This window comes from Cytobacillus purgationiresistens, assembly GCF_030813235.1.
GTDB lineage: Bacteria > Bacillota > Bacilli > Bacillales > Cytobacillaceae > Cytobacillus > Cytobacillus purgationiresistens.
Genome location: NZ_JAUSUB010000031.1, coordinates 1 through 21,635, shown reverse-complemented (window position 1 = coordinate 21,635; position 21,635 = coordinate 1). Strand labels below are relative to the sequence as shown.

Genomic DNA, 21,635 nt, shown 5'->3' with positions numbered 1-21,635 from the left:
TAAAAGATATAAAAAAAGTTCTTGGTTCTTTTCAAGAACTTTTTTTATATACCTCTTTAATAGGCTAATTGTTTCCAACTATCTTGATACAGCTTAAATTCTTCATACAGCCATGATAATAGTGCATCAACTACACTTTTAATAAATTTGTTGAGTGTGAAGGTGAGGAGGTTTATGTAGTTGGGTATATGCAGCTTAATTTCTTTTTCTAATGACAAAGGTAGTCCTTTTTCAATCATAGCCGGTTCAATAGAAATATCGTATGGTTTAAGCATCTTATACCAATGAATATCACAGTAAAGATTAAGAGGATAGAGTTGTATTTTATCTATTAAATATTCTTTGAAATTTTGATGTTCAATGACAACCTCAAAAGATCCTATATTATTCGGACACATGTTAAATTCGATATACCACATATTAAATAACCTCATAGTTTATTTGATTTTTGATCGTATAGTAATTCAGGAATTGAAGGAAATCCTTAGCTAGCAGCCATTGATTACGAATAAACGTAGGTGCATTATCAGGATTAATCTTAAGATTGTTTATTGAGGAAGCTGTTTTTCGAAGTAAATTCATTTTTCCGTATTCCTCCCTTTTCTAATTGGTTTAAGAGCTGATCAATCTCTTGTGAGATCCTTTCCTCGATACATATCAGAAGATTATTCATCCTACGGCTCTCCTTTCACGAAAAAAAACACCCAAATAACCTCAAAGAGGTTATCAGGGTGTTTGTCCTGTTAATGTTTATTTTATTAATTACATCATAACATAAATGTAAGAAAATACTAAATAACAAATATGAAATTAAGATAAAGTGTTTTACAGCTACCTTTTATTACTTACTACTATTACCGTTCCTTAAATAGATGAGGACTAGTCCCACATTGATGAGATTAGCCCTCTTTTTTGGTTACATAACTTTTATTGGAAGTGTCAATTCCATTAAATTCACCTCCTTTAATTAGATAATAATTGAATTTCACAATCTAATTTAATGACTGACATTTTTTCATACTGTTCAATTTCAAGGATATATTTCAATACTTTATCCTTTAATGATGTTATATCTTGGGATAATGATGCTCTTAAAATAAGGTTAGCTGTTATACCCCATTTTTGAGATAACTCAAAAAAATGTTTGGATAAGGTATCTTTCGAGAAATTTTTTAAGTAAATATATAGATTATATCTAGAGTTTGAAATATCTTTGAATTCTTTATAGATCTCAGACAATAATAAATTTGCTTCGTTCTGAGGTAATTTAAAGATTGATAATATTTTATTATAAATAATGGGTAATGTTTGAATCCCAGTGATCGAGTCTTCAACTCCATAAAAATAACTGAAGTCGTCTTTTTTTTCACCTAATAAAGCATATTTATTATCCTTTACAACTTTTAATAAATCGTTAGAATTATACTCGTTTTTACTATAGTCATTTAATGTAAAATAATATAGGATACACTCATGGAAACCAAAATTTTCTTTTGTTGAGTTAATTGCTTTTCTAATGTCAGCTATGGATAGCTCACCATAGTATTGGTAATAATGATCACAGATTATAGCTTTGTCTTGTCTTATTTCAATTACTTCAATATCATGAAAATCATGATTTTGATTGTAATAGAAACTATATGGAAGATGAAATATATCAACCATTATTGCTGTATGGTGACCAGATTTAACTAAATGAATTAACTTCTGAGTAAATTCATTTACATCAACAACAAATTCTTCATTATAATTAATTCCATGGTTCTGCTTAAAATCAGCTGGTAATTCTCTATAATATGGTGAAAACACTAACTTTTCTGGTAATTCTTTATAATACAAGCCAGCTTGATACCAGAGATAGTCTAATTTTACACCTAGTCTTTTTAACATTGCGCTTATAGTTGCGTTGCGACAATTGTGATATTTATTCTTATATATTGTAAATTCCATCATTTAAGTATCTCTCCATACTGTAGTGTTAGAGCAAAAATATGCATAGAGAGATTCTCATATAATAGGATATTAGTAATTTCAGTGGGTTCTTTTAAATGAATAACGTTATACCATAGTGTTGGCTTTACATGAGGGTACTTACCTTGCTTAGAATGTGTACATGAAAATTGAAAAAAGGGAAGGTCATTATAATTAGGTTCAGAATAGAGAAAATCTGTAAAGAATAATTTATCACTACCAACATGAACATGGTTTTGATATATGTCTACATTGGTATAAAAATCACCATTACAACATGCACCTATAAAGTGGACCTTTTCTACTTTTTTAGCCCTTACCAAGATATTAGTTTCGTTCGATAACTCAATATTATCAACATCTTTACCATTTAAAATATTGAAAGGAATATCTTTATAAATTATTGGACTAATTGGCAGCTCTTCTGCTGGAAAAGAAGAACCTCCAAAACTAAAATTACCTTTAAAACATTCTTCTTCGAATGTTATACCTTTGTTATTAGTATATTTATCAATTGGAACTGGAAAATAAGTCACGTTATCACCTAATTCCTTTTTAAGATTTTTCATATATTTATCATAATATTTTTTATTTATTGGGACTCGGCATCTTTTTCGAATAATAGGGATTGTTTTGTGTAAATAGATTTTCAAGTGTTTTGTTGTTAATTATTCCTTACTTACCAGGCTCCTCAATCCCTTTTTTTATGAGAAGTGTATTAATTCTATTTAATGTCATAAAGTTTTCTATTAGTAGTTCTTCGTCATCAAATTCGATTCCGTATTCAGTCTCAACTTGCACAATTAACTGCATAAACAATAAAGAATCGTATCCGTAAGAATCTAAATCTTCCTCTGGATCAATCGTTCCATTGTAACCAGAAATTTTTTTGAGTATTTCAATTAATCTATTTTCCATTTAAATAATCCTCCTTTAGTTTATTCACATCAATTTTCCCTCCAATGGTTAATGGGATTTTTGTGATCATTACAATTTCCATAGGAATCATATAACTAGGCAAGCTTTTCTTTAAGTAAGTGTGTAATTTTGGCTTCTTTTTCAAACTTTTCATCTCATAAAATCCAATTATTCTAGAGACTCCCTTAATTTTCATTGTACAAACAGTTGCATTATTGATCGACTTATGCTTTAAAAGGACTTCACGGATTTCACCTAATTCAATTCTATGACCACGTATTTTTATTTGAGAGTCATTTCTTCCAATAATATAAAGTTCACCATCTTTCCAATAACCTAAATCTCCAGTTTTATAACACTTTTCTCCAGATTTTAGAGTACCAAATCGTTTAATTGTTTCTACTTTTGAAGTTTATCCTCTACTTAAGCAATCACCTAAAATGCATATTTCTCCTATTGATTCCTCATTTTCTTTATTATTATTTTGAAGTATTTTAATTGTAGTATTTTGTATTGGTTTCCCTATATTAATAGGACCGTCTTTCGTTAATTCCTTAGTAGTACACCAAACCGTTGCTTCAGTAGGTCCATACATATTATAAATTTTCGCATTGGTTATTTTATTTAGCATATTTTTTAATTCAATACTTAATGGTTCTCCACCAATTAGAAGTATTTTTACTTGGCTGAGTCCTAGTGGAATCTTCTTATCAGTTAGAATTTGAGATAATTGAGACGGGGTTAACTGAACAATATCAATGGATTTTTTTTGTAGAAATCGGTTTAGGAGTCTAGGATTTTGTTTTAATGAATCTTGACCAATTACAATCGTTAATCCAAGTGAAAGTGGTAATAAGGCTTCGACAATAAAAATATCAAAGGAGATACTAGTAAGAAACATTATGTTTTTATAAAAAGAAAAATCTATTCTTTCCTTTAACCCAATTACTAAATTCAACAAAGATTTATGTTCTACCTGTACTCCTTTGGGCATTCCGGTAGTTCCGGAAGTATAAATAATATACGAGAGTTGATCATTTTTTATGGTGGGTAACACAGTAGAAATCGGTGTTGAAACAGGAGCTAAAAATTGATGAATAGAAACATTTTTAGTTTTGGAATTAAAATCTTCACTTGCTGTTATTATTAATTGGGCATTACTATCATTTAACATAAAGTTAATCCTGGTTGTAGGCAAAGAAGTATCAATTGGTAGAAAAGCTGCCCCAGCTTTCATTATTCCAAGGATTGCTACAATAAATCCGTATGACCTTTCCATGCATACGCCTACAACTGCCTCTTTAGGAAAGTTTAAATTCCTAATGTATTCTGCTAATCGATTACTATGATCTTCTAAATCATGGTAAGTAAATAATTTGCCTTTGTCATTTACTGCAATCTGGAATTTATCTTTTTTTGGTAAATTCTCTATTAACGTCAATATACTCTGATGATTATTAATCATTTAATTTCCCTTCTTAATTCTTCCCTAGAAACTTTCCCATTTCTAGTCATTGGTAGCTTATTAATTTTTATAAATGATTTAGGTATCATGTAATATGGGAGTTTTTTAGCTAAATATTGTTTAACTTCTTTTGTTATTGTAATAGAGGAGGTATAGAAAGCTAAAAGTTGGTTATTACCATATTCATCTTCTTTATCAATGACAACAACTTCTTGAATATAGTCTATTTCATGAAGTATTGATTCCACTTCACTTAAGTTTACCGTACAACCTTTTATTTTAACCTGGTCATCCAATCTTCCTAAAACTTGTATTTCATGGCTTTGCATTAAAGTACCTAAATCTCCAGTTTTATAAGCTCTCTTTCCATTAGGTAATCTGATGAATTTTTTTGATGTTTCGTCTTTTGAAACATACCCTCTACTTAATCCATCTCCTAAAATATAGATTTCCCCAGGAACACCAATATCTACTTGATGATAATCTTCATCTAGTACTACGATACTTGTGTTTGTAATAGGATTTCCTATGGTGATATTCTCTGCATTAGAAACTTTTTTAACACTTGACCATACTGTTGTTTCTGTAGGCCCATACATGTTATAAATATCACAATTTGAACGTTTTTGTAGACTTCTTACGATCTCCTTCGGAAGCATTTCTCCACCTACAAGGATAAGTTTAATGATTGATAAACTATCCATATCTATTGGTGAGTTCAACAGTTGTCTAAGCCTTGATGGGGTTACTTGTATTACGTCAACATTGTTCTCCTTTAGTAATTGATTTAATATCCTAATATTTAGAAAAGCTGCATTATGTGCAATTATTATGGAGAGTCCGTAACACAAAGGTACTATTGTTTCTACTATAAAGATATCGAATGAAATAGATGTTAAAAATAATATAGATTTATATTTTTCCAGTTTTACTTTTTTATTAACACCATCAATTAGATTTGCAAGGGATTTATGTTCAATTAGAACTCCTTTGGGTTTTCCAGTGGTACCCGAGGTGTAAATTATATAAGCTAGATCATGCGGTTGAATGGATATAGGTGGTCTGTACGTAGGAAAGGATTTCAATCCAATGTCTTCCAAATTAATTAAAGGAGTATTTTCTAATGATATAGATACATTAAACTCTCGCCTTTCTGTCATAATGAGCGTGGCATTACTATCCATCACCATATACTTTATTCTGTCACTTGGAAATTGTTGGTCCAATGGAAGAAAAGCAGCTCCTGATTTTAAGATGCCTAACATTGTTATAATCAATTTGTCTGATCTTTCCAATAGCATGCCTATAACATGTTCGGAGGTTATCCCTTTGCTGATTAAATAATGAGCTATCTGGTTACTTTGATCTTCAATTTCTTGGAAAGTGAAATGAGTGTTCTTATATTTTACTGCTATTCTTCCACTGTTATATTTGAGGATTCTATTAAATTGAGTAATTATATCATTAAATGAATTCATTGAAATTCCCCTTATCTAACATATTTACTTAGAGTTGAAAATAATCTATTTTCATTTTCATAAATGGAAAATAGATAATCGCTTATACGATTAAATAAATTTTGTGGATTCTTTTGAAAAGCTGATTTTAAAATCAAATGTTCAACTGTTTTCCAATCATTTGCAACCTGGTTTGTAATATTAATTGCCGCCTCTATATAAGGATTGTTGACTTTACTGTTTGTATATGTGAGGAAGATAGAGAATTTTTCTCGGTTGTACTGAGTATTTGAGAGTTGAAAAATAAGTGGTGCTGTATTAAGTGGAAAACCATCCAGTTCATCTTTAATATTAATTCCATCTCTTACTTCATAAGCAAAATTTTTAATAGATTCAAATGTAGATATTTTCTTTTCTATTTGCTGATTTAGAGACGCTTTTATCAATTGCGTGTAATTGCATTGTGAAACATTAGACTTTTTAACTGTTGATACAGTTACATCTTTACCTTCTAGAAAATTCAGGTTGATTTTTTTATGGTGGAGATGAAACTTTGGATCTAGACATGTAAGAACATTGTCTTCAATTCCTAATATAATAAAGTCATGTGATAAATGTTGTTTTTGATATACAGGATGAAACGGACAAAAAAATGCATCCATATTAATAATAGAAGGTGCTCCTTTTTTGACTTCTGATGTTATTAGTTCTTTTAACTGAGAAAAATTGTTAGTATTTACTTGCTCTATTTTCATACCAATTTGCAACTCAACATCAAGAACATTTTGACTTCCATTGTATATTCGATTTCCAAGTAATTCAGGATGAATATGATTGAACTTTACATGCTCAAACCCCCAACTTTTAGAATAAAGCAGATAATACTCCAGATTCCACCACTTAGCAATAGTAACTTGCACTGCCTCATAACAATGGTGACGTTTGTCTTGTACCGGTTCCATATTGATAAGTTTCATAAAATCTCCTCACTTATAGCCACCGATTTTTTGTGCCTAGGATACCAAGAAAATCTTTAGCTAACATTTCATAAATTAAGTCTTGTTGTGGAGCATGGAAAATAGATGCTTTAATATCTTTATAGTGTTTCGAAAGATGGTTACTGAGAGATAAACTTTTTACTCCATGAATTTTCATTGCCTTGTTTATAATTTCTTCAACTGATTTACTCACATTAATTTTAGTAATTAATCCAATTCTATTTTTTAATTGGTTGTTACTCTCTGGATTATCCAAAATGCGATAATATTTTTCTAAAATCGAATAAGCTGTTTCATAACAAATTAGAATTTCAGCAATGCTAAATTGTATTCCCGGAAAAAAAGCTAATGATCTATTAGTGTGAGGAACTTTTTTATTTTTCACTTTCGTCAACTCTAAAATAATCTCCTTCGCCATCCCTAAATAAACTGAGGACAATGATAACTTATATAAATGACTTAACCAAGTGGTATTACTGAAAATATTGGTTTTTGTAACTATAGATTGGTTAATTGGAACTTTTACATTTTTAAGTTCTATTGAGTTACTGTCTGTATCAGGCATTGAGATACTATCCCAGTTATTTATAGTACTTACTCCGTTAGAGTTCTTATCTATTATAAAAATACCTATCTTTTTAGTGTCTGTCTCTTCGTCTATTAATAAACCATAGACTGGAATATGTGTAACTAATGGTTCTAAGGAAACGAAGTGTTTAATTCCATTTAATAAGTATCCAGTTTGAGTTTTCGTTACAATGACTGGATAATCGTTTGGATTAATTGTTTTTTCATCTATAAAATATACATTGGGGTCATTAATGGAGCCAAAGATTCTTCCCTTTCTAATTTCTTGTTCATATCTTTTTTGTTGTTCTACACTAAATAAATCCCATAATCCTCTTACTGTATACAAATGCATACTAAAACTTAATGCAGTATTAGAACATATACTCGCTAATTCCATCAAGAAATTTGAGTACTCCTCGCAACTAAAAGATTTTTTAAACGTAATTAAATGATACCCTTTGTTTATGAGTATTCTTACTTTATCCTTTACTTCATTTGTATCTTTTAGCTCCTTTTTCGTCAATGAATCCAATATACTCAATTTATTATCTCCTTATCATTCGTTTTGATATGTATTTAAAGATTAAATAAATATCAATATTTTTTCTCAGCTTTTATTGGGGTTTTCACTAATGAAAGGCCCTACTGTCCTTTCAGACTGTAGACAAACTCAATTAAAATTGGGGTTGCCTACTGTCTTTTTTGATTTAAACTGAAATAAGAAACTCTTGAGGTGATGACCATGCTTTCGAAACATAATTCCATTCAACGAGATCAAATTGAAATGATCGCTTTAGATCAACTTGTACCAGCGAACCATTTGGTCCGCAAAATTGAGTTGCGATTGATTTATCCTTCATTTATGATTTGGTGAAAGATATGTATTCAGAAGTAGTCGAACAAGTATTGATCCGGTTATTTTGATTAAACTGACCTTCATTTGATATACATTTGATATCCGTATGATGCGTAAAACAATCGAAGAAATCGATACAAATATGGCCTATCGTTGGTTTTTAGGCTACGGCTTCCATGATGAAGTACTTCACTTTTCGACTTTGGTAAAAATTACGAGCATCGTTTCAAGGATACAGACTTGTTTGAACAGATTTTTTACCGCATTTTAAAAATGGCAACTGAAAAGAAGCTGATTAGCGCAGAACATGTTTTTGTCGATTCAACGCATGTGAAAGCGAGTGCAAATAAACATAAATTCGAAAAGTAAGTAGTGAGCAAAGAAACACGTGCTTATCAAGAACGCCTTCAGAAGAAATCAATCAAGACCTGAAGATCATGGAAAAAAACCATTCCCTGCGGATAAGTTTGAGAATGAAGAATCGAAGGAAATCAAGGAAAGCACCACGGATCCAAAGTGTGGTTACTACATCAAAGACGAACGTACAAAACAGTTCGCCTATTCTTTCCATGCGGCCGCAGAACGTAACGGATTTGTGCTTGACGCGACTGTAACACCTGGAAACACACATGACAGTCATATCCTAGAACCATTAGTTGATAAGGTAATTGAGAAAGTAGGAAAACCTGAAGTTCTTGCGGCAGATGCAGCTTATAAAACTCCTTCGATTACGAAGTACTTATTTGAAAATGAAATAACATCGGCATTACCATATACACGATTAAGCGTGTATTCGCAGATGCAAAAGAAAAGCATGGTATGCGTTGGACAACTTTAAGGGGACTTAAAAAATTGTAAATGCAGGCGATGCATACTTTCGCTGCCATGAATTTGAAGAAGATGGCCAACTGGATATGGGAAGGTCCAAAAATGGCCTAATATAGTAGCTAGGAGAGGTCTATCCTAGCTCATTTGAGGTAAATTTCAAAGAAAATCGCAAAAGGCCCTACATTAAAGTAGGACCTTTTGTTCTATGATTTTAAATCATAACTTTTCAACCTTAAACGCTAAGTTCGTTTTTATGTTGCCAAAGCTTCCTTTGATATTTTTTGAAGGGTGTATAGTCGATAATAGTATTCTTTTTTATTTATTAATTCTTCATGCCTGCCCTCTTCAACTACTTGACCATTATCCATCACTATGATTTTATCGGAATTTTTTATTGTATTTAACCTGTGAGCAATAATAATAGTAGTCCTTCCTGATACTATTTTATTAAGAGCTGTACTAATATCTTCCTCTGATTCGGAGTCTATTTTCGCAGTTGCTTCATCTAAAATTAATATAGATGGATTATTTACTATTGCTCTAGCGAAAGTTATTAATTGTTTTTGACCTGATGATAACTCTGAGCCTCTCTCAGATAGTACAGTATGATATCCTAGTGGCATTTCGCTTATAAATTTGTCTGCACCAACGATTTTGGCAGCAGTTATTATTTGATCATGATTATTCTGATTATATAGGCCTATATTAAAGAATAAGTCTCCAGCGAAAATATGAGGGTCTTGTGAAACATAACCTATATTCTTTCTTAATTCCTGAGTAGAATACTCGTTTATATCCACCCCATCTATCGTTACATTCCCTCTATTCGCTTTATAGAACTTTAATAATAAATTTATAATAGTACTCTTACCTGAGCCTGTTTTTCCTACTATAGCTACAGTTTCTCCAGGTTGTATATCGAATGAGGTTTGTTTCAGTACATCTTGCTTATCGTCATAAGAGAAGCTTACATTTTTAAATATTATAGAACCCATTTGAAAAGGTTTATGATAATCTGGATTATCAATAACAGATTCATAGTTTAAAAGAACTAATGATTTATCAGCTGATACTACAGCTCGTTGTACTTCTGATAGTTGCTCTAGCATACTTACCATAGGATTAACCATTCTGCTAATATAATCCAGAAATGCGTACATAACTCCAACTGATATTACATTTTCTGTGGATAAATATTTTGTTCCAAAATACCAGATAATGAAAGCAAAGAATAAAGTTTTAAGTAAATCCACGATATTCCATCCAGATAATTTTTCTACTTGGATTTGTTTTAAATTAGAGATATATCTATCTTGGTTTAATTTGGCAAATTGGTCCTGGAATGTCTTTTCACTGTTAAATGCTTTAATAATAGATATCCCACTAACTATTTCTTTAAATAGGGTATTAATTTCAGCGACTTTAATTCTCACTTCAGTAACAAATCTTTTTGAGTATTTTACATGTAAAAATCCTGCAAAAAAGTAGAATGGGAGTAAAAATAGAGCAAACAAAGCTAGTTTGACATCAAGTATAAACATAAAAATGAATATTCCTATTAAAGTTACAATATTTACAACATAAGTAGAAATAAAATTAATATATAGGCGTTTTATTTCTTCAGTATCATGTGATACTTGAGTTATAAGTTGACCACTAGTAGTTTGATCTATAAATTTTATAGGTGTATTGTGAATTTTTTTAAATAAATCTAGCCTTATTCTTCTCACAGCATCAATAGCTGTTGTATTAAAATAATACTCTTGCAGAACTTTTAAAAGGTTACCTAAAAGAATTAACAATAAAAATATTCCTAATAGTATTCCAATAGGTTTATACTCGTATGAATAGAAGGGGTGAATAGTATCAATTGAATATAATTGCGAACCATTATTGGTAACTGAATATTGGTTATCTATTTTTTGTATATCAACTTTTTCCCATGAGCTATTTGGTGAATCGACCCAATCTTCTCTTATGAAAAAATATTCATTGTACTGTATGTTTTTTGTGGTTAAGTTTTCGTTTGAATTAGACATATACCAAGAATAGTTCATGACACCATTTATGTGATCATCTATGATTTTCTTGATAATTACGGGACCACTTATTACACAGACAGTGGATAATATCAGAATAAGAAAAGCTAAAATGAATTTTTTCTTATACATCGTTGCATAATTATACAAAATATTGATGGTCTTCAAATTAGTCACTATTAAAACTCCTTATCTTCGAAGTTTAATAATTTATTTTGTAATTTCTGTTTCATATATTGCTGCATGTACCAACCTTCTTGATTTAATAATTCTAAATGTGATCCTTTTTCTATGATTTCCCCGTTGTCTAAAACAAATATCTTGTCCGCATCTTCTAATATTTCCATTCTGTGAGTACATAGAATGGTGGTTTTTCCTTGTCTATATTTCTTCAAATTATTAATAATTTGTTCAGCTGTGTGAATATCAACTGCAGATAGTGGATCATCTAACAATAAGAGCTCTGGATCTTTTAGCAATGCTCTAGCAATTGAAAGCCTTTGTTGCTGTCCTCCTGAAAGCTTCGTACCTCTTTCTCCAATTAGAGTTCGAAGGCCTTGGTCCATAAACATAATTTCGTCCCATAGGCATACCAGTTTTAGCACACTTATTAATTCCTCTTGATTTGCTTTACCATTGGCATATTTCAAGTTATCTTCTATGGACCCGGAAAAAAGAATATGGTCTTGAGGGACATATCCGATTAACTCTAAATAATTGGATATGGGAATTTCATTAATTGGTATACCAGAAACTAAAATATTATTAGCAGGATCGGAATAACTTTTTAACAAAAGTTGTAATAAAGTAGACTTTCCAGAGCCTGTTTTACCTACAATACCTATCATGTCTCCTTCTAAAATCTTAAAACTAATGTCCTTAAGTACCGTAGTATTGTTTGATGGGTAGTTAAAGGTGAGATTATTGAAATTGATACTTTGAACTTGGTTTAGGTTTCTTATTTCTTTATTATCATTTTCGTTATTATAAGATTGTTGATAGACTTGGTCCATTCTATCATCGGAAGCCTTCGCACTTTGTAATGTGTTCACTAATGAACCAAAAGCGAACATAGGAAAAGACAATTGTGCCTGATAAAATGTAAATGTAACTAATTCGCCAATAGTTATTGTGCCGTTTATAATAAGATAAGTCCCATAGATTAAACTAATCGCAAGGCTAACACCCATAATAATTGAAATAGATGGCCAAAACATAGCGTTTATTAAAGATAATTTTTTGTTCTCTTTAGCGACTTCATATGAAACATGGCGGAAAGCATCAATATTCTTTTCCTCATTAACAGTAGAGCGGATTACCTTCATGCCGGTAATACTGTCTACAATGTGGTTATTCATTTTACCAAAGGATTGAAACATGCTGGATGCTCTTTTATTGATTAACTTTCCTAGATAATGTATTGATATAGCAATGAGTGGTAGTGGAATAAGTGAAACCAATGTTAATCGCCAATCCACAAAATAAATCATTGCAAATATATACATAGGTGTGGTTATCATAATGTTATTGACACTTAATATCCCTTCACCCATTATATGGCTTATTGATTGTGTATCATTGTTTAAATTTGTCAAAAGATCTCCACTTTTATTTTTATTAAAAAAGTGTAAATCACGTGATAATACAAATTTATTGAATTTCCCCTTTAGAAGCTTTTCAAGTAATATAGAATTCCTGAATAAGTACTTACCCCAAATAAAACTAATTAAAAATAAAATAAAGGATAAAGTAATAATTTTTGTTGTCTCTAATTTTAATGAATTTGTAGTGAGAGTTCCGTTTAAAATAGAGTCAAGTATGTTTCCTAAAATGAAAGGTATGTATATTATTATTGCATTCTCAAATATCATCAAAGATATAACTAAAACCTCTATTGCTAAAATACTTTTTAAGAACCATCCATACTTGTGAAATATCCAGTTCATTTAATCACCTAATCACCTTTTTTAAAAATTCCTTTGAGTTTATCGGATAATAAAACTGACTTTTTAAACCAAATCTCCTTTCTGTAAAATACTCATTCCAGGATGCCACTGATAGACTATTTTTAGAATTGGCAGAAAATTTTTGATTGTGGTCAATCTGTGACTTCAAAAGAGTTTCCGCCCTCTTCGTTTTTTCACACTCATATGTGTAAACAGCCAAGGGCGATAAAATCCTTAAAAGCTTCATTTGAATGAGTTTGAAGCTTGCTATCTCATAATAAATAAGGTTAGTTTTTCATGATGTGCTATGGATACATTATACGGAAAATTTCATAAAAGTTAAATGTTTTTGAAAAAAAAGGTAATAAGGTATCAACTATATTATCATTCTAAATTTTGTTCTTTAAATGGTTTTTTAACACCATCATTCTCCTTCTTACCTTTTTTGCTTCTTTTTTATTAGTAATATCTAGATAATCATTAGGATAAGTAGCTTGAAGTATTGGGAAATATTCTAAAAGATCAGTTGGTATATGATGAGGGTTCAATTCTTGTCGTAGTTTCTCTTTTTCTTCATTATTAAAGATTTCAAAATTAATAGCTCTTTGAAGTGGTGTTTTTGTTTTATACTCGGAATGGTTTTGCAATTCAATCCGAAATCCATTTATATATATGACAGGGAATTGCTTTCGCAGTGCAAAATTTAATGCTTCTGCAATTGTGTTTATAATAGGTTCACCCTTATCATTAAGGGATGTGTTACAAAGCATTGGTATGCCAGTAATTTCTTTAAACCTTTTTATTATTAAGTAAATATCTTTATTTTCATTCATCTCTAAGGATTGAACTCGAGCAGTATTATCAAGGTGACAAATTGCCGGAACAGCTGCTTGCTTTGCTTCCTTAACTTTAAAGGTATGTAGCATATAATTACTAACAAAAGAATTTTCAAACCATGAAGTTAAATCTTCTCGTAATACTATAGGTGCTACTGGCCTCCACCATTCTCTTTGCTTTATTTGATTCAAATAATCTTTACTAGTTGTTTTTGTGGGATCAGCTAATATAGATCGATTTCCTAATGCTCTTGGTCCAACTTCTGCACAACCATTAAACCAAATTATTGGTGACCTTTTTATATCTTCAACTACGATTTTTGAATGGGATTTAGTAATACTTTTTATAAAATAACTATCCTCGGTAGAGTTTAATACGTCATTTAATGTAGGATCATAATGACCCAAATAAGGAGTAGTGAATTTAAAGTTAATTCTCTCATTCATATTTTTATAAAACCCATACATTCCAACTCCCAATGCTAGGCCGCTATCATTAGTACAAGGAGGACAAATGAAGCCTTTAAACTTGTACTTATTCATCAGATAAGTATTGGTTGGGCAATTAAGAGAAAAACCACCAGATAATGATAAATATGTATCTGAAGGGTCTACGTTGAACCTACCAGATATATAAGAAATATTTTCTTCCATTATTTTTTGTGACATTTCTTGAATGATTTTCATAATCATGCTGATCTTATTTTCTTTTACAGTAAACCTGTTATCAAAATGGTTGAACCGATAAGGCGCATCTTTTTCTGTATATTTTAAAACTTCTTCGATTTTATTAATGAATTCATCTACATATGAATCTTTAATTCGATTTTTTAATTGTAATACTTTTTTTATTTGGAAATTTGCCTTACTGTTGCTTGCATTTGCTAAAGCCATCAATGTACCTGGGTTTAGCTTGAATTTTTGTGATGCCCAGTTCCATAGCCAGCCTGGTGAATTAATTGGGAATAAAGTTATTTTTCCTTTATGGGGTCTCACCAACATTTAGCGAAAAACATACGCTAAGCAAAATTCGACTAGCAAATTACGTTTTTTTATACGCTAAGACATTAAGGATGTTCACAAACTTGATATTCTAATAGTTGTTGAACCTTGATTGTTTAATGGGTTATTGGACACTTTTAAAGGTAATTAAACATTTATAAATCCCTTACCCAAAAGGTGTTCAGTGACTCTTGGTTTTTAAAACAATTCCTTAGCGTATGTTTTCAGCGTTTTGCTGGTAGTACCCCTATTAGGTCTTGAATAGAGAAATATTGGAATAAGATGCAGTTACTTAAATTAAATTTCAATAATTGCTATCATATAGATGTTTTATTATTCTATAAACTATCAATGTTAGGCATAAGATAAATACTAAGTACCCTAAAATAAAATAGTCAATGTTATTACTACGATTTAGATTTATGAAGAAAAATGTAAGTGGAAGTGCTATTAGTCCAATTATTATTTTACCGATCCATTTTAAATTTTTTAATTGAACTTCATTCCATTGAATCTTTTTTGATTGCAATAAAAAATATCCTATTACCATTGCAAATAGAAAAGGAATTACTATACCTAAATCAATTTCTGATTTCAGAATAGGTACAGATAGTCCACCAATAGAACCGACTAGCAACATAACCCCGTATGTAAAATAACTATTCCCTACATCAGAGAATTCGTTTTTGGAATCATGCGAAGTTAAATCTTCTGCTAATTTTTTTGGGGGAACAAAATTTTCCAGTGTAATTCTTACTGCCTCATTAACATTGTTACCTTCGTTAATCTTGTTTTGAATTTCAACATATAAGTGATCTTTAATTTCAGAAACTTGCATATCTCTTTCATCTTTAGACAACTTTTTCAGGCTTGAATCTAATTCTCTAAGATAGTTCTCTAATTGTGGATCACTAATTTTTCTAACTACCATTTACTTTTTTCCTCCATTACTATACTTTCTATTGTTTTGAACATTGAATTATAAATTTCCCAACGTTCTGCTATTATTCTTTCTCCTTCCATAGTTATTTGATAATATTTCCTCCGGGGGCCTTCGCTTGATTCATTCCAATAGGAAATAATCCATTTTTCTTTTTCTAGTCTCTTTAATATAGGATAGATTGCACCATTTGTTAAATTTAAAAAAGGGATATCTTTCATGCATATAGTAAGCTCATAGCCATACATAGCCCTTTTTTTTATTTGTAACAGAATCACAATTTCTAATAATCCTTTTTTTAATTGCATGGACCATTTATCATTAATTATGTGTGTATTTTTCATAATCACATTATATATCATATATATATATATATCAATGACATATAGTAAAACTAAGTAAAACTAACTAAATTTTTAGTTAGTTTTACTTAGTTTTACTATGCTTTAATTACATGCAAGCAACAACAAATGCTGCACCACATATAGCATCACATATTGTAGCACAAGCTGGTGCTCCAGGGCCACACGCTACACCCACTACACCACAATATGTAATACACAATAAGACTCCAGACATTCCACATGCAAATGTTTTACCGTTCCATTTAAATCCTGAAGCTGAAAAATCCTCACCAGGTAAAACTTTTTCGAAAGAAGCTAGTTCGTTATATTCTCCGGGATTATCTTTATCGAGATTACCAACTGTGTATTTGATTAATTCATTATTGTCCATATCAACCCAAGTACTAACGAATAATAGATCACCTTCTTTATTGCTACTTCGATAAGGCAAGTGGGAAAGATTTTGATCGTCCGCAGTATCAATTGCTGCGTAAGGTCCTCAACGAAGGGGATATTGTCTATATGGATGCACTTGATCGTATGGGACGGAACTATGATGAGGTTATTGCAGAATGGAAGTACATTACAAGAGAATTGAAAGCCGATATTATCGTACTAGAGAATGAAACCTTATTTGACAGTCGTAAGTTTCGTGAAATGGGCGATATGGGACGATTAATGGAAGACCAATTTTTATCTTTACTTTCGTATGTTGCTGATCAAGAACGTAAGAAAATTCGCCAAAGACAAGCTGAGGGTATCGCAGTAGCTAAATCCGAAGGGAAACACTTAGGTCGTCCTCAAATGAACTTTTCAAATCTCAGCAAGAAACAGCATCAAATAATAGAAGAAAACCATTCAAAATGGAGAAACGGAAACATAACAGGAGTTATGTTTATGGAGATGTTAGAACTAAAGAAAAACACGTTTTATAAAATAATGAAAGAATATGAAGAAGTAAGGAATAGGTAGCTATTTGGAATACTTTTTGTCCCATTTCAAGTTAATAAAAATAACTTTTAAGGGAAAATGGCGACACAATCATCGGATGCTACCTCTACTCCTATAAGGTAATCAAGGAATTTGAGATTGGAATGCTCCCTTGATTTTGGAAGCTCCTTATTGTATTGGGGAATTCTTCATAAGCAGTAGTTCATTCCCTGAATTGCTCACATACCCATAAGGAAAGGGTAAATATGAATATGGAAAAAAACATAACTAACCAAAAACGTTTGAGGATTCTTAGTGAGGATGAAATAAAGATCATTTATGACAGACCAATCTTCACATATGAAGATCGATGTTCTTATTTTTCTCTCTCACAGCCAGAGAAAGATTTGCTACACACATTGCGCTCTATCAAATCTAAGGCTTATTTTGTTCTACAATTGGGGTATTTCAAAGCTAAACAACTATTTTTCACATTCGACCTCCATGAGGTGGAAGAGGATCTTCAGTATGTTCTAAAGGAATATTTCAACAATAGTAAGGTCGATGACTTGAGTTCAATTGATAAGTCTACTAGGTTAAAACAACAACAATTGATTCTTAACTTATTTAACTACCGTAGTTGCGGTGCCGAAGAACGGCGTAAGATGGAGGAAAAAGCTCAAAAGGCTGCAGCATTTTGTGGTAAGCCCATTTATATCTTTCGGGAAATCATGAATTATTTGTCTGAAAGCTGCATTGTTGTTCCTGGCTATAGTTTTATGCAAGATATGATAGGACAGGCAATAATCCATGAGCAAAACCGATTAATCACATTGATGCAGGATTATCTTAAACAGATTGATATTGAATCCTTAGATCGATTACTTGAAGACTCTTCAGGTCTGTATGAAATTACACTACTGAAACATGAACCGAAAGACTTTAGCGTCACTGAAATAAAGCTTGAAATGAATCGTGGTAAACAAATACAGCATTTGTATCACCTTGCTCAAGAACTGTTACCAAAGTTAGATATTTCTAATGAAAGCATCAAGTATTATGCTTCATTAGTCAGTTACTACTCTGTCTACAAGCTCAAACGACTGAATGTTTGGATTGTTTATGTTTATTTGTTATGTTTTGTATCCCATCGTTATCAACGGATGCACGACAATCTGATCAACACCTTCATCTATAGCGTAAGAGTTTATACAGATGAAGCTAAATTGGTAGCAAAAGAACGAGTTTACGAATGCTATACAGAGAGCAATCAAGACATGAAAAAAGCAGGGGAACTGCTCAAGATATTCACTGATGATCATATCCCTGCTGATACTCCCTTTAAGGATATTCAAGGTCGTGCATTTACTATTCTGGAACGTCAGAAACTGGAATCCATAGCTAATCAGATCACTACAAATATAAAATATGATGAAACTGCCTTCCAATGGGAACATATTGATCAGCAGGCACGAAGATTTAAACGCTATTTAAGACCCATATTTTTGCAGGTTGATTTCTTAACTCCTTCACATAATGATCCCTTAATTAAAGCAGTCAATTTTATGAAGACCGCTTTTAATAAAAATAAATCGTTAGGACAATATCACTCAGATCATTTACCAAATGGTTTCATTCCCGATGGTGTGAAGCGTTACATCTATCAACAAAAGGTAATCTTAGTGGATCGCTATGAATTTTTAGTCTATCGCCTCCTACGCAACCGTTTGGAAGCAGGGGATATTTTTTGTCGTGACAGTATCCGATTTCGCAGTTTTGAGGATGACCTGATCAATGATCGTCAATGGCAACAGAAAGAGACGTTGATAGCTGATACTGGTCTGACGATTTTCAATCAACCCATTCATAGTCATTTAGTAGAGCTTGAGAGGAAATTAGAAGATAGAATTACTGAGGTTAACCAAAGCATTTCATCTGGCAAAAATGAACATCTTCAAATCAAAAGACGGGGTTCACATACCCGATGGACACTACCTTATATCCGGGACACAGACTCTATTAATCATTCATTCTACGATACATTAAAGCAAATAGACATTACGAGTGTCTTGCATTTCGTTCATCAACACTGTCAATTCCTTGACTCATTTGAGCACATTCTAGGACGTTATGCCAAACAGAATAAAGACAATCGTATTCTTGTCGCCTGTCTGATCGCTTGGGGAACCAACATGGGGTTAGGTAGAATGGGAGAAATTTCTGATATTAGCTATCCATTTCTGGCTGCCACATCTGATAACTTTATTCGTCTGGAGACTTTAAAGGAAGCGAATGATTGTATCAGTAATGCAATCGCCAAACTCCCAATCTTTAAACATTATGACATTGGTGAGACGATTCATTCTAGTAGTGACGGACAGAAAATTGAGACTCGAATCAATACCATTAATTCTCGTTATTCACCTAAATACTTCGGTCTTGGTAAAGGGATTGTTTCCTACACAATGGTAGCCAACCATATCCCTGTAAATGCTCGAATTATTGGGGCCAATGAGCATGAAAGTCATTATGTATTTGATATTATATTCAACAACACAACTGATATCCAGCCTGATGTGCATTCCACGGATACACATGGAACCAATGAGGTGAACTTTTCTATTCTTCACTTTTTTGGTTATCAGTTTGCGCCTCGCTACAAGGATATTCACGATAAAGTTAACAAATCTCTTTACGGATTCAAACATCCAAGCCAATATAGCGATAATCTGATCAAGCCAGTCCGAAAGATTAATACGAATCTCATTATAGAAGAATGGGAAAACATTCAACGAATTATGCTATCCCTTGCAGTTAAAACAACCACACAGAGCATTATAATTGGTAAGCTGAGTGCTTATGCACGGAAGAACAAAACCAAACGTGCTTTATGGGAGTACGATAATATCATAAGAAGTCTATATTTTTTGAATTATATTGATTCTCCACCTTTACGCCGGAATGTTCAAAAGGCATTAAATCGGGGGGAAAGTTATCATAAATTACGCAAAGCAGTATCCTTTGCTAATTTTGGAAAATTACGTTATAAAAATGAAAATGATCAACATATCTGGGGTGAATGCAGTCGCTTACTCTCCAATTGCATTATTTATTACAATGCCAGTATTTTATCTAATATGTTGGCCTACAGAGAAACAAAGGGACTGGATTCATATGTTATGAAACAAATCTCTCCAGTAGCATGGCAACATATTAACTTCTATGGAAGATACGAGTTTGATATACAACAAGAGTCTGTTGACATGGATGCAATCATTCAAGAATTAGCCCAATTAAACGTAATATCAGATACAGAGTAAGCAATGTTTAAGGAGTACCTCCCTAATCTTTCAGTGAAGTGCTCCTTATTCCACCTTTTCGGGGGGATGGGCAAAAACACCCATATTGTAAGGTCATTTCAGGAGAGGCGTGAGCCATCCATTTTTGAACATGCAGTATATTCATTCCGTTATTAAGAAGCTCAACACCCTTGGTATGTCGGAAGGCATGATTTTTAATGAAAAAGGGATTCCCTGAATCGTCAACTATGTTTTGTTTTTCGGTAAATCGCTTCAAACTTCTGTGAATGTCATAATAATTATAGGGTCTGCCTCTTCGGATACCTTCCAGCTGTACGAATAAATAATGTTTAGGATTATTAATCATATTGCTTTGATCTTTAGTCATTTTTATTACAGCTTCCACTATCTCTGATACCTCTTTTGTAATCGGTACACGATGATTCATTACTGGGGTACCACCAACATTTTGACATAAAAACCACGGTAATCCATTTATTGGATAATAAAATTCAATTTCCCTTAAGCTGGTGGGAAATTGGGTATATTCTTTAACTTATTAGAATAAATATAATGCCATTGCACTTTCTTGTTTCTCAAACATACTACAAAGCAATCTATACCAGGTGTTCACATCTAAAAGAAAGATGGTTGGGAAATAAAAAAATTGATAGTAAAAGACATATATCTTCTCCTACTCTATCGCTTGATGAATTTGTTAAAATAAATAGTAAAAATTTTCAAAAAATATTGATATTCAATTAAATACTATGTAATAATTATTATAATAATAAAAGGAGGTAGTATGATATGATGAACTTCGCCAATACTTTTAGACGTGATGGTTATTTGGTAATAAGGAATGTTTTTACTAAAGAAGAAATAGCTGAAATGAAAGCAGAAATTGACATAGCAGCAAGGATGCAAAGACACGAAGACTATATAAAAATTGCAGCAGGTGGAGCTATTACAATAGAGCCATTAAAAGATCGAGTATCTGAAACATCCCAGACCTTACTTGAAAATAACTTTACAGAAAATAATAATCTTGTAAAGGCTTCAGGTGTAGCCCAGATTCTACCGAAGTATGACCCCTCAGAAGATGATAATCTTGTAAAAGCTTCAGGTGTAGCCCAGATTCTACCGAAGTATGACCCCTCAGAAGATGATAATCTTGTAAAAGCTTCAGGCGTTGCTCAGATCTTACCGAAGTATGACCCCTCAGAAGATGATAAT

The 21,635-nt window shown here is 31.8% G+C and carries 19 protein-coding genes and 2 pseudogenes; 4 read left to right on the top strand and 17 right to left on the bottom strand.

Annotated elements, in window-relative coordinates:
* Positions 1–56 precede the first annotated feature (56 nt).
* The 10 genes from J2S17_RS23475 to J2S17_RS23430 all read right to left on the bottom strand — a co-directional run bounded on the left by J2S17_RS23475 (position 57) and on the right by J2S17_RS23430 (position 7,920).
* On the bottom strand, positions 57–275 hold the full coding sequence (locus tag J2S17_RS23475) for a hypothetical protein (protein WP_307478497.1): 219 nt from the start codon (positions 273–275) through the stop codon (positions 57–59).
* A gap of 145 nt (positions 276–420) precedes the next feature.
* Complete coding sequence (locus J2S17_RS23470) at positions 421–582, bottom strand: hypothetical protein (protein WP_307478496.1); 162 nt, start codon at positions 580–582, stop codon at positions 421–423.
* A 381-nt stretch (positions 583–963) separates the two neighbouring features.
* Complete coding sequence (locus J2S17_RS23465; RefSeq protein ID WP_307478495.1) at positions 964–1,953, bottom strand: BtrH N-terminal domain-containing protein; 990 nt, start codon at positions 1,951–1,953, stop codon at positions 964–966.
* Positions 1,950–2,624, bottom strand: a complete 675-nt coding sequence (locus J2S17_RS23460; protein WP_307478494.1) for a beta-sandwich domain-containing protein — start codon at positions 2,622–2,624, stop codon at positions 1,950–1,952. The genes J2S17_RS23465 and J2S17_RS23460 overlap by 4 nt, the downstream gene beginning before the upstream one ends.
* Before the next feature lie 22 nt (positions 2,625–2,646).
* The gene (locus tag J2S17_RS23455; protein WP_307478493.1) at positions 2,647–2,889 is read right to left on the bottom strand and encodes an acyl carrier protein; all 243 of its coding nucleotides are present in this window, start codon (positions 2,887–2,889) and stop codon (positions 2,647–2,649) included.
* A complete protein-coding gene (locus tag J2S17_RS23450) occupies positions 2,879–3,139 on the bottom strand; it encodes an AMP-binding enzyme (protein WP_307478539.1) in 261 nt (86 codons plus the stop codon). The genes J2S17_RS23455 and J2S17_RS23450 overlap by 11 nt, the downstream gene beginning before the upstream one ends.
* Positions 3,140–3,301: 162 nt before the next feature.
* Positions 3,302–4,354: an AMP-binding protein gene (locus J2S17_RS23445; protein WP_370875112.1), complete on the bottom strand. Its 1,053-nt coding sequence runs from the start codon at positions 4,352–4,354 to the stop codon at positions 3,302–3,304.
* Entirely contained in the window at positions 4,351–5,832 is a 1,482-nt protein-coding gene (locus J2S17_RS23440) for an amino acid adenylation domain-containing protein (RefSeq protein WP_307478492.1), read from the bottom strand. Before J2S17_RS23440 ends, J2S17_RS23445 begins: the two co-directional genes overlap by 4 nt.
* Before the next feature lie 11 nt (positions 5,833–5,843).
* A complete protein-coding gene (locus J2S17_RS23435; RefSeq protein ID WP_307478490.1) occupies positions 5,844–6,788 on the bottom strand; it encodes a BtrH N-terminal domain-containing protein in 945 nt (314 codons plus the stop codon).
* A gap of 13 nt (positions 6,789–6,801) precedes the next feature.
* Entirely contained in the window at positions 6,802–7,920 is a 1,119-nt protein-coding gene (locus J2S17_RS23430; RefSeq protein ID WP_307478488.1) for an acyl-CoA dehydrogenase family protein, read from the bottom strand.
* Between the two features lie 201 nt (positions 7,921–8,121).
* Between J2S17_RS23430 and J2S17_RS29110 the strand changes: the two are divergent.
* Positions 8,122–9,174, top strand: a pseudogene (locus J2S17_RS29110) (transposase).
* A gap of 140 nt (positions 9,175–9,314) precedes the next feature.
* On the opposite strand, the gene J2S17_RS23420 reads toward J2S17_RS29110, so the two are convergent.
* The 6 genes from J2S17_RS23420 to J2S17_RS23395 all read right to left on the bottom strand — a co-directional run bounded on the left by J2S17_RS23420 (position 9,315) and on the right by J2S17_RS23395 (position 16,561).
* On the bottom strand, positions 9,315–11,279 hold the full coding sequence (locus tag J2S17_RS23420; RefSeq protein ID WP_307478487.1) for an ABC transporter ATP-binding protein: 1,965 nt from the start codon (positions 11,277–11,279) through the stop codon (positions 9,315–9,317).
* Between the two features lie 2 nt (positions 11,280–11,281).
* Entirely contained in the window at positions 11,282–13,048 is a 1,767-nt protein-coding gene (locus J2S17_RS23415) for an ABC transporter ATP-binding protein (protein ID WP_307478485.1), read from the bottom strand.
* A 389-nt stretch (positions 13,049–13,437) separates the two neighbouring features.
* Positions 13,438–14,880 (bottom strand): carbamoyltransferase C-terminal domain-containing protein, encoded by a 1,443-nt coding sequence (locus J2S17_RS23410; protein WP_307478484.1) that lies wholly within the window; start codon positions 14,878–14,880, stop codon positions 13,438–13,440.
* Between the two features lie 310 nt (positions 14,881–15,190).
* Positions 15,191–15,817 carry an HAAS signaling domain-containing protein gene (locus J2S17_RS23405; RefSeq protein ID WP_307478482.1) on the bottom strand — a complete coding sequence of 209 codons (627 nt, stop codon included), beginning with the start codon at positions 15,815–15,817 and terminating at the stop codon, positions 15,191–15,193.
* Positions 15,811–16,134, bottom strand: a complete 324-nt coding sequence (locus tag J2S17_RS23400; protein ID WP_307478480.1) for a PadR family transcriptional regulator — start codon at positions 16,132–16,134, stop codon at positions 15,811–15,813. The genes J2S17_RS23405 and J2S17_RS23400 overlap by 7 nt, the downstream gene beginning before the upstream one ends.
* Positions 16,135–16,276: 142 nt before the next feature.
* A complete protein-coding gene (locus tag J2S17_RS23395) occupies positions 16,277–16,561 on the bottom strand; it encodes a putative immunity/bacteriocin fusion bifunctional protein (protein WP_307478538.1) in 285 nt (94 codons plus the stop codon).
* A 44-nt stretch (positions 16,562–16,605) separates the two neighbouring features.
* Between J2S17_RS23395 and J2S17_RS23390 the strand changes: the two are divergent.
* Both J2S17_RS23390 and J2S17_RS23385 read left to right on the top strand, forming a co-directional pair.
* A pseudogene (locus J2S17_RS23390) lies at positions 16,606–17,142 on the top strand (recombinase family protein); the annotation flags it as partial.
* A gap of 242 nt (positions 17,143–17,384) precedes the next feature.
* Positions 17,385–20,420 carry a Tn3 family transposase gene (locus J2S17_RS23385; RefSeq protein WP_370875113.1) on the top strand — a complete coding sequence of 1,012 codons (3,036 nt, stop codon included), beginning with the start codon at positions 17,385–17,387 and terminating at the stop codon, positions 20,418–20,420.
* Positions 20,421–20,442: 22 nt separating this feature from the next.
* Here J2S17_RS23385 and J2S17_RS23380 read toward each other — a convergent pair whose 3' ends face one another.
* The gene (locus J2S17_RS23380) at positions 20,443–20,847 is read right to left on the bottom strand and encodes a tyrosine-type recombinase/integrase (protein ID WP_307478477.1); all 405 of its coding nucleotides are present in this window, start codon (positions 20,845–20,847) and stop codon (positions 20,443–20,445) included.
* A 362-nt stretch (positions 20,848–21,209) separates the two neighbouring features.
* Here J2S17_RS23380 and J2S17_RS23375 point away from each other — a divergent pair.
* Positions 21,210–21,635 (top strand): phytanoyl-CoA dioxygenase family protein (locus tag J2S17_RS23375; protein WP_307478476.1); only part of this gene is annotated, 426 nt, incomplete at its 3' end.

What these genes read in the sequence shown, in the direction of transcription:
- J2S17_RS23475 (WP_307478497.1), bottom strand. Translation starts at nt 275, where the DNA reads ATGCTTAAACCATACGATATTTCTATTGAACCGGCTATGATTGAAAAA.
- J2S17_RS23470 (WP_307478496.1), bottom strand. Translation starts at nt 582, where the DNA reads ATGAATTTACTTCGAAAAACAGCTTCCTCAATAAACAATCTTAAGATT.
- J2S17_RS23465 (WP_307478495.1), bottom strand. Translation starts at nt 1,953, where the DNA reads ATGATGGAATTTACAATATATAAGAATAAATATCACAATTGTCGCAAC.
- J2S17_RS23455 (WP_307478493.1), bottom strand. Translation starts at nt 2,889, where the DNA reads ATGGAAAATAGATTAATTGAAATACTCAAAAAAATTTCTGGTTACAAT.
- J2S17_RS23445 (WP_370875112.1), bottom strand. Translation starts at nt 4,354, where the DNA reads ATGATTAATAATCATCAGAGTATATTGACGTTAATAGAGAATTTACCA.
- J2S17_RS23440 (WP_307478492.1), bottom strand. Translation starts at nt 5,832, where the DNA reads ATGAATTCATTTAATGATATAATTACTCAATTTAATAGAATCCTCAAA.
- J2S17_RS23435 (WP_307478490.1), bottom strand. Translation starts at nt 6,788, where the DNA reads ATGAAACTTATCAATATGGAACCGGTACAAGACAAACGTCACCATTGT.
- J2S17_RS23415 (WP_307478485.1), bottom strand. Translation starts at nt 13,048, where the DNA reads ATGAACTGGATATTTCACAAGTATGGATGGTTCTTAAAAAGTATTTTA.
- J2S17_RS23405 (WP_307478482.1), bottom strand. Translation starts at nt 15,817, where the DNA reads ATGGTAGTTAGAAAAATTAGTGATCCACAATTAGAGAACTATCTTAGA.
- J2S17_RS23400 (WP_307478480.1), bottom strand. Translation starts at nt 16,134, where the DNA reads ATGCAATTAAAAAAAGGATTATTAGAAATTGTGATTCTGTTACAAATA.
- J2S17_RS23395 (WP_307478538.1), bottom strand. Translation starts at nt 16,561, where the DNA reads ATGGACAATAATGAATTAATCAAATACACAGTTGGTAATCTCGATAAA.
- J2S17_RS23380 (WP_307478477.1), bottom strand. Translation starts at nt 20,847, where the DNA reads ATGAATCATCGTGTACCGATTACAAAAGAGGTATCAGAGATAGTGGAA.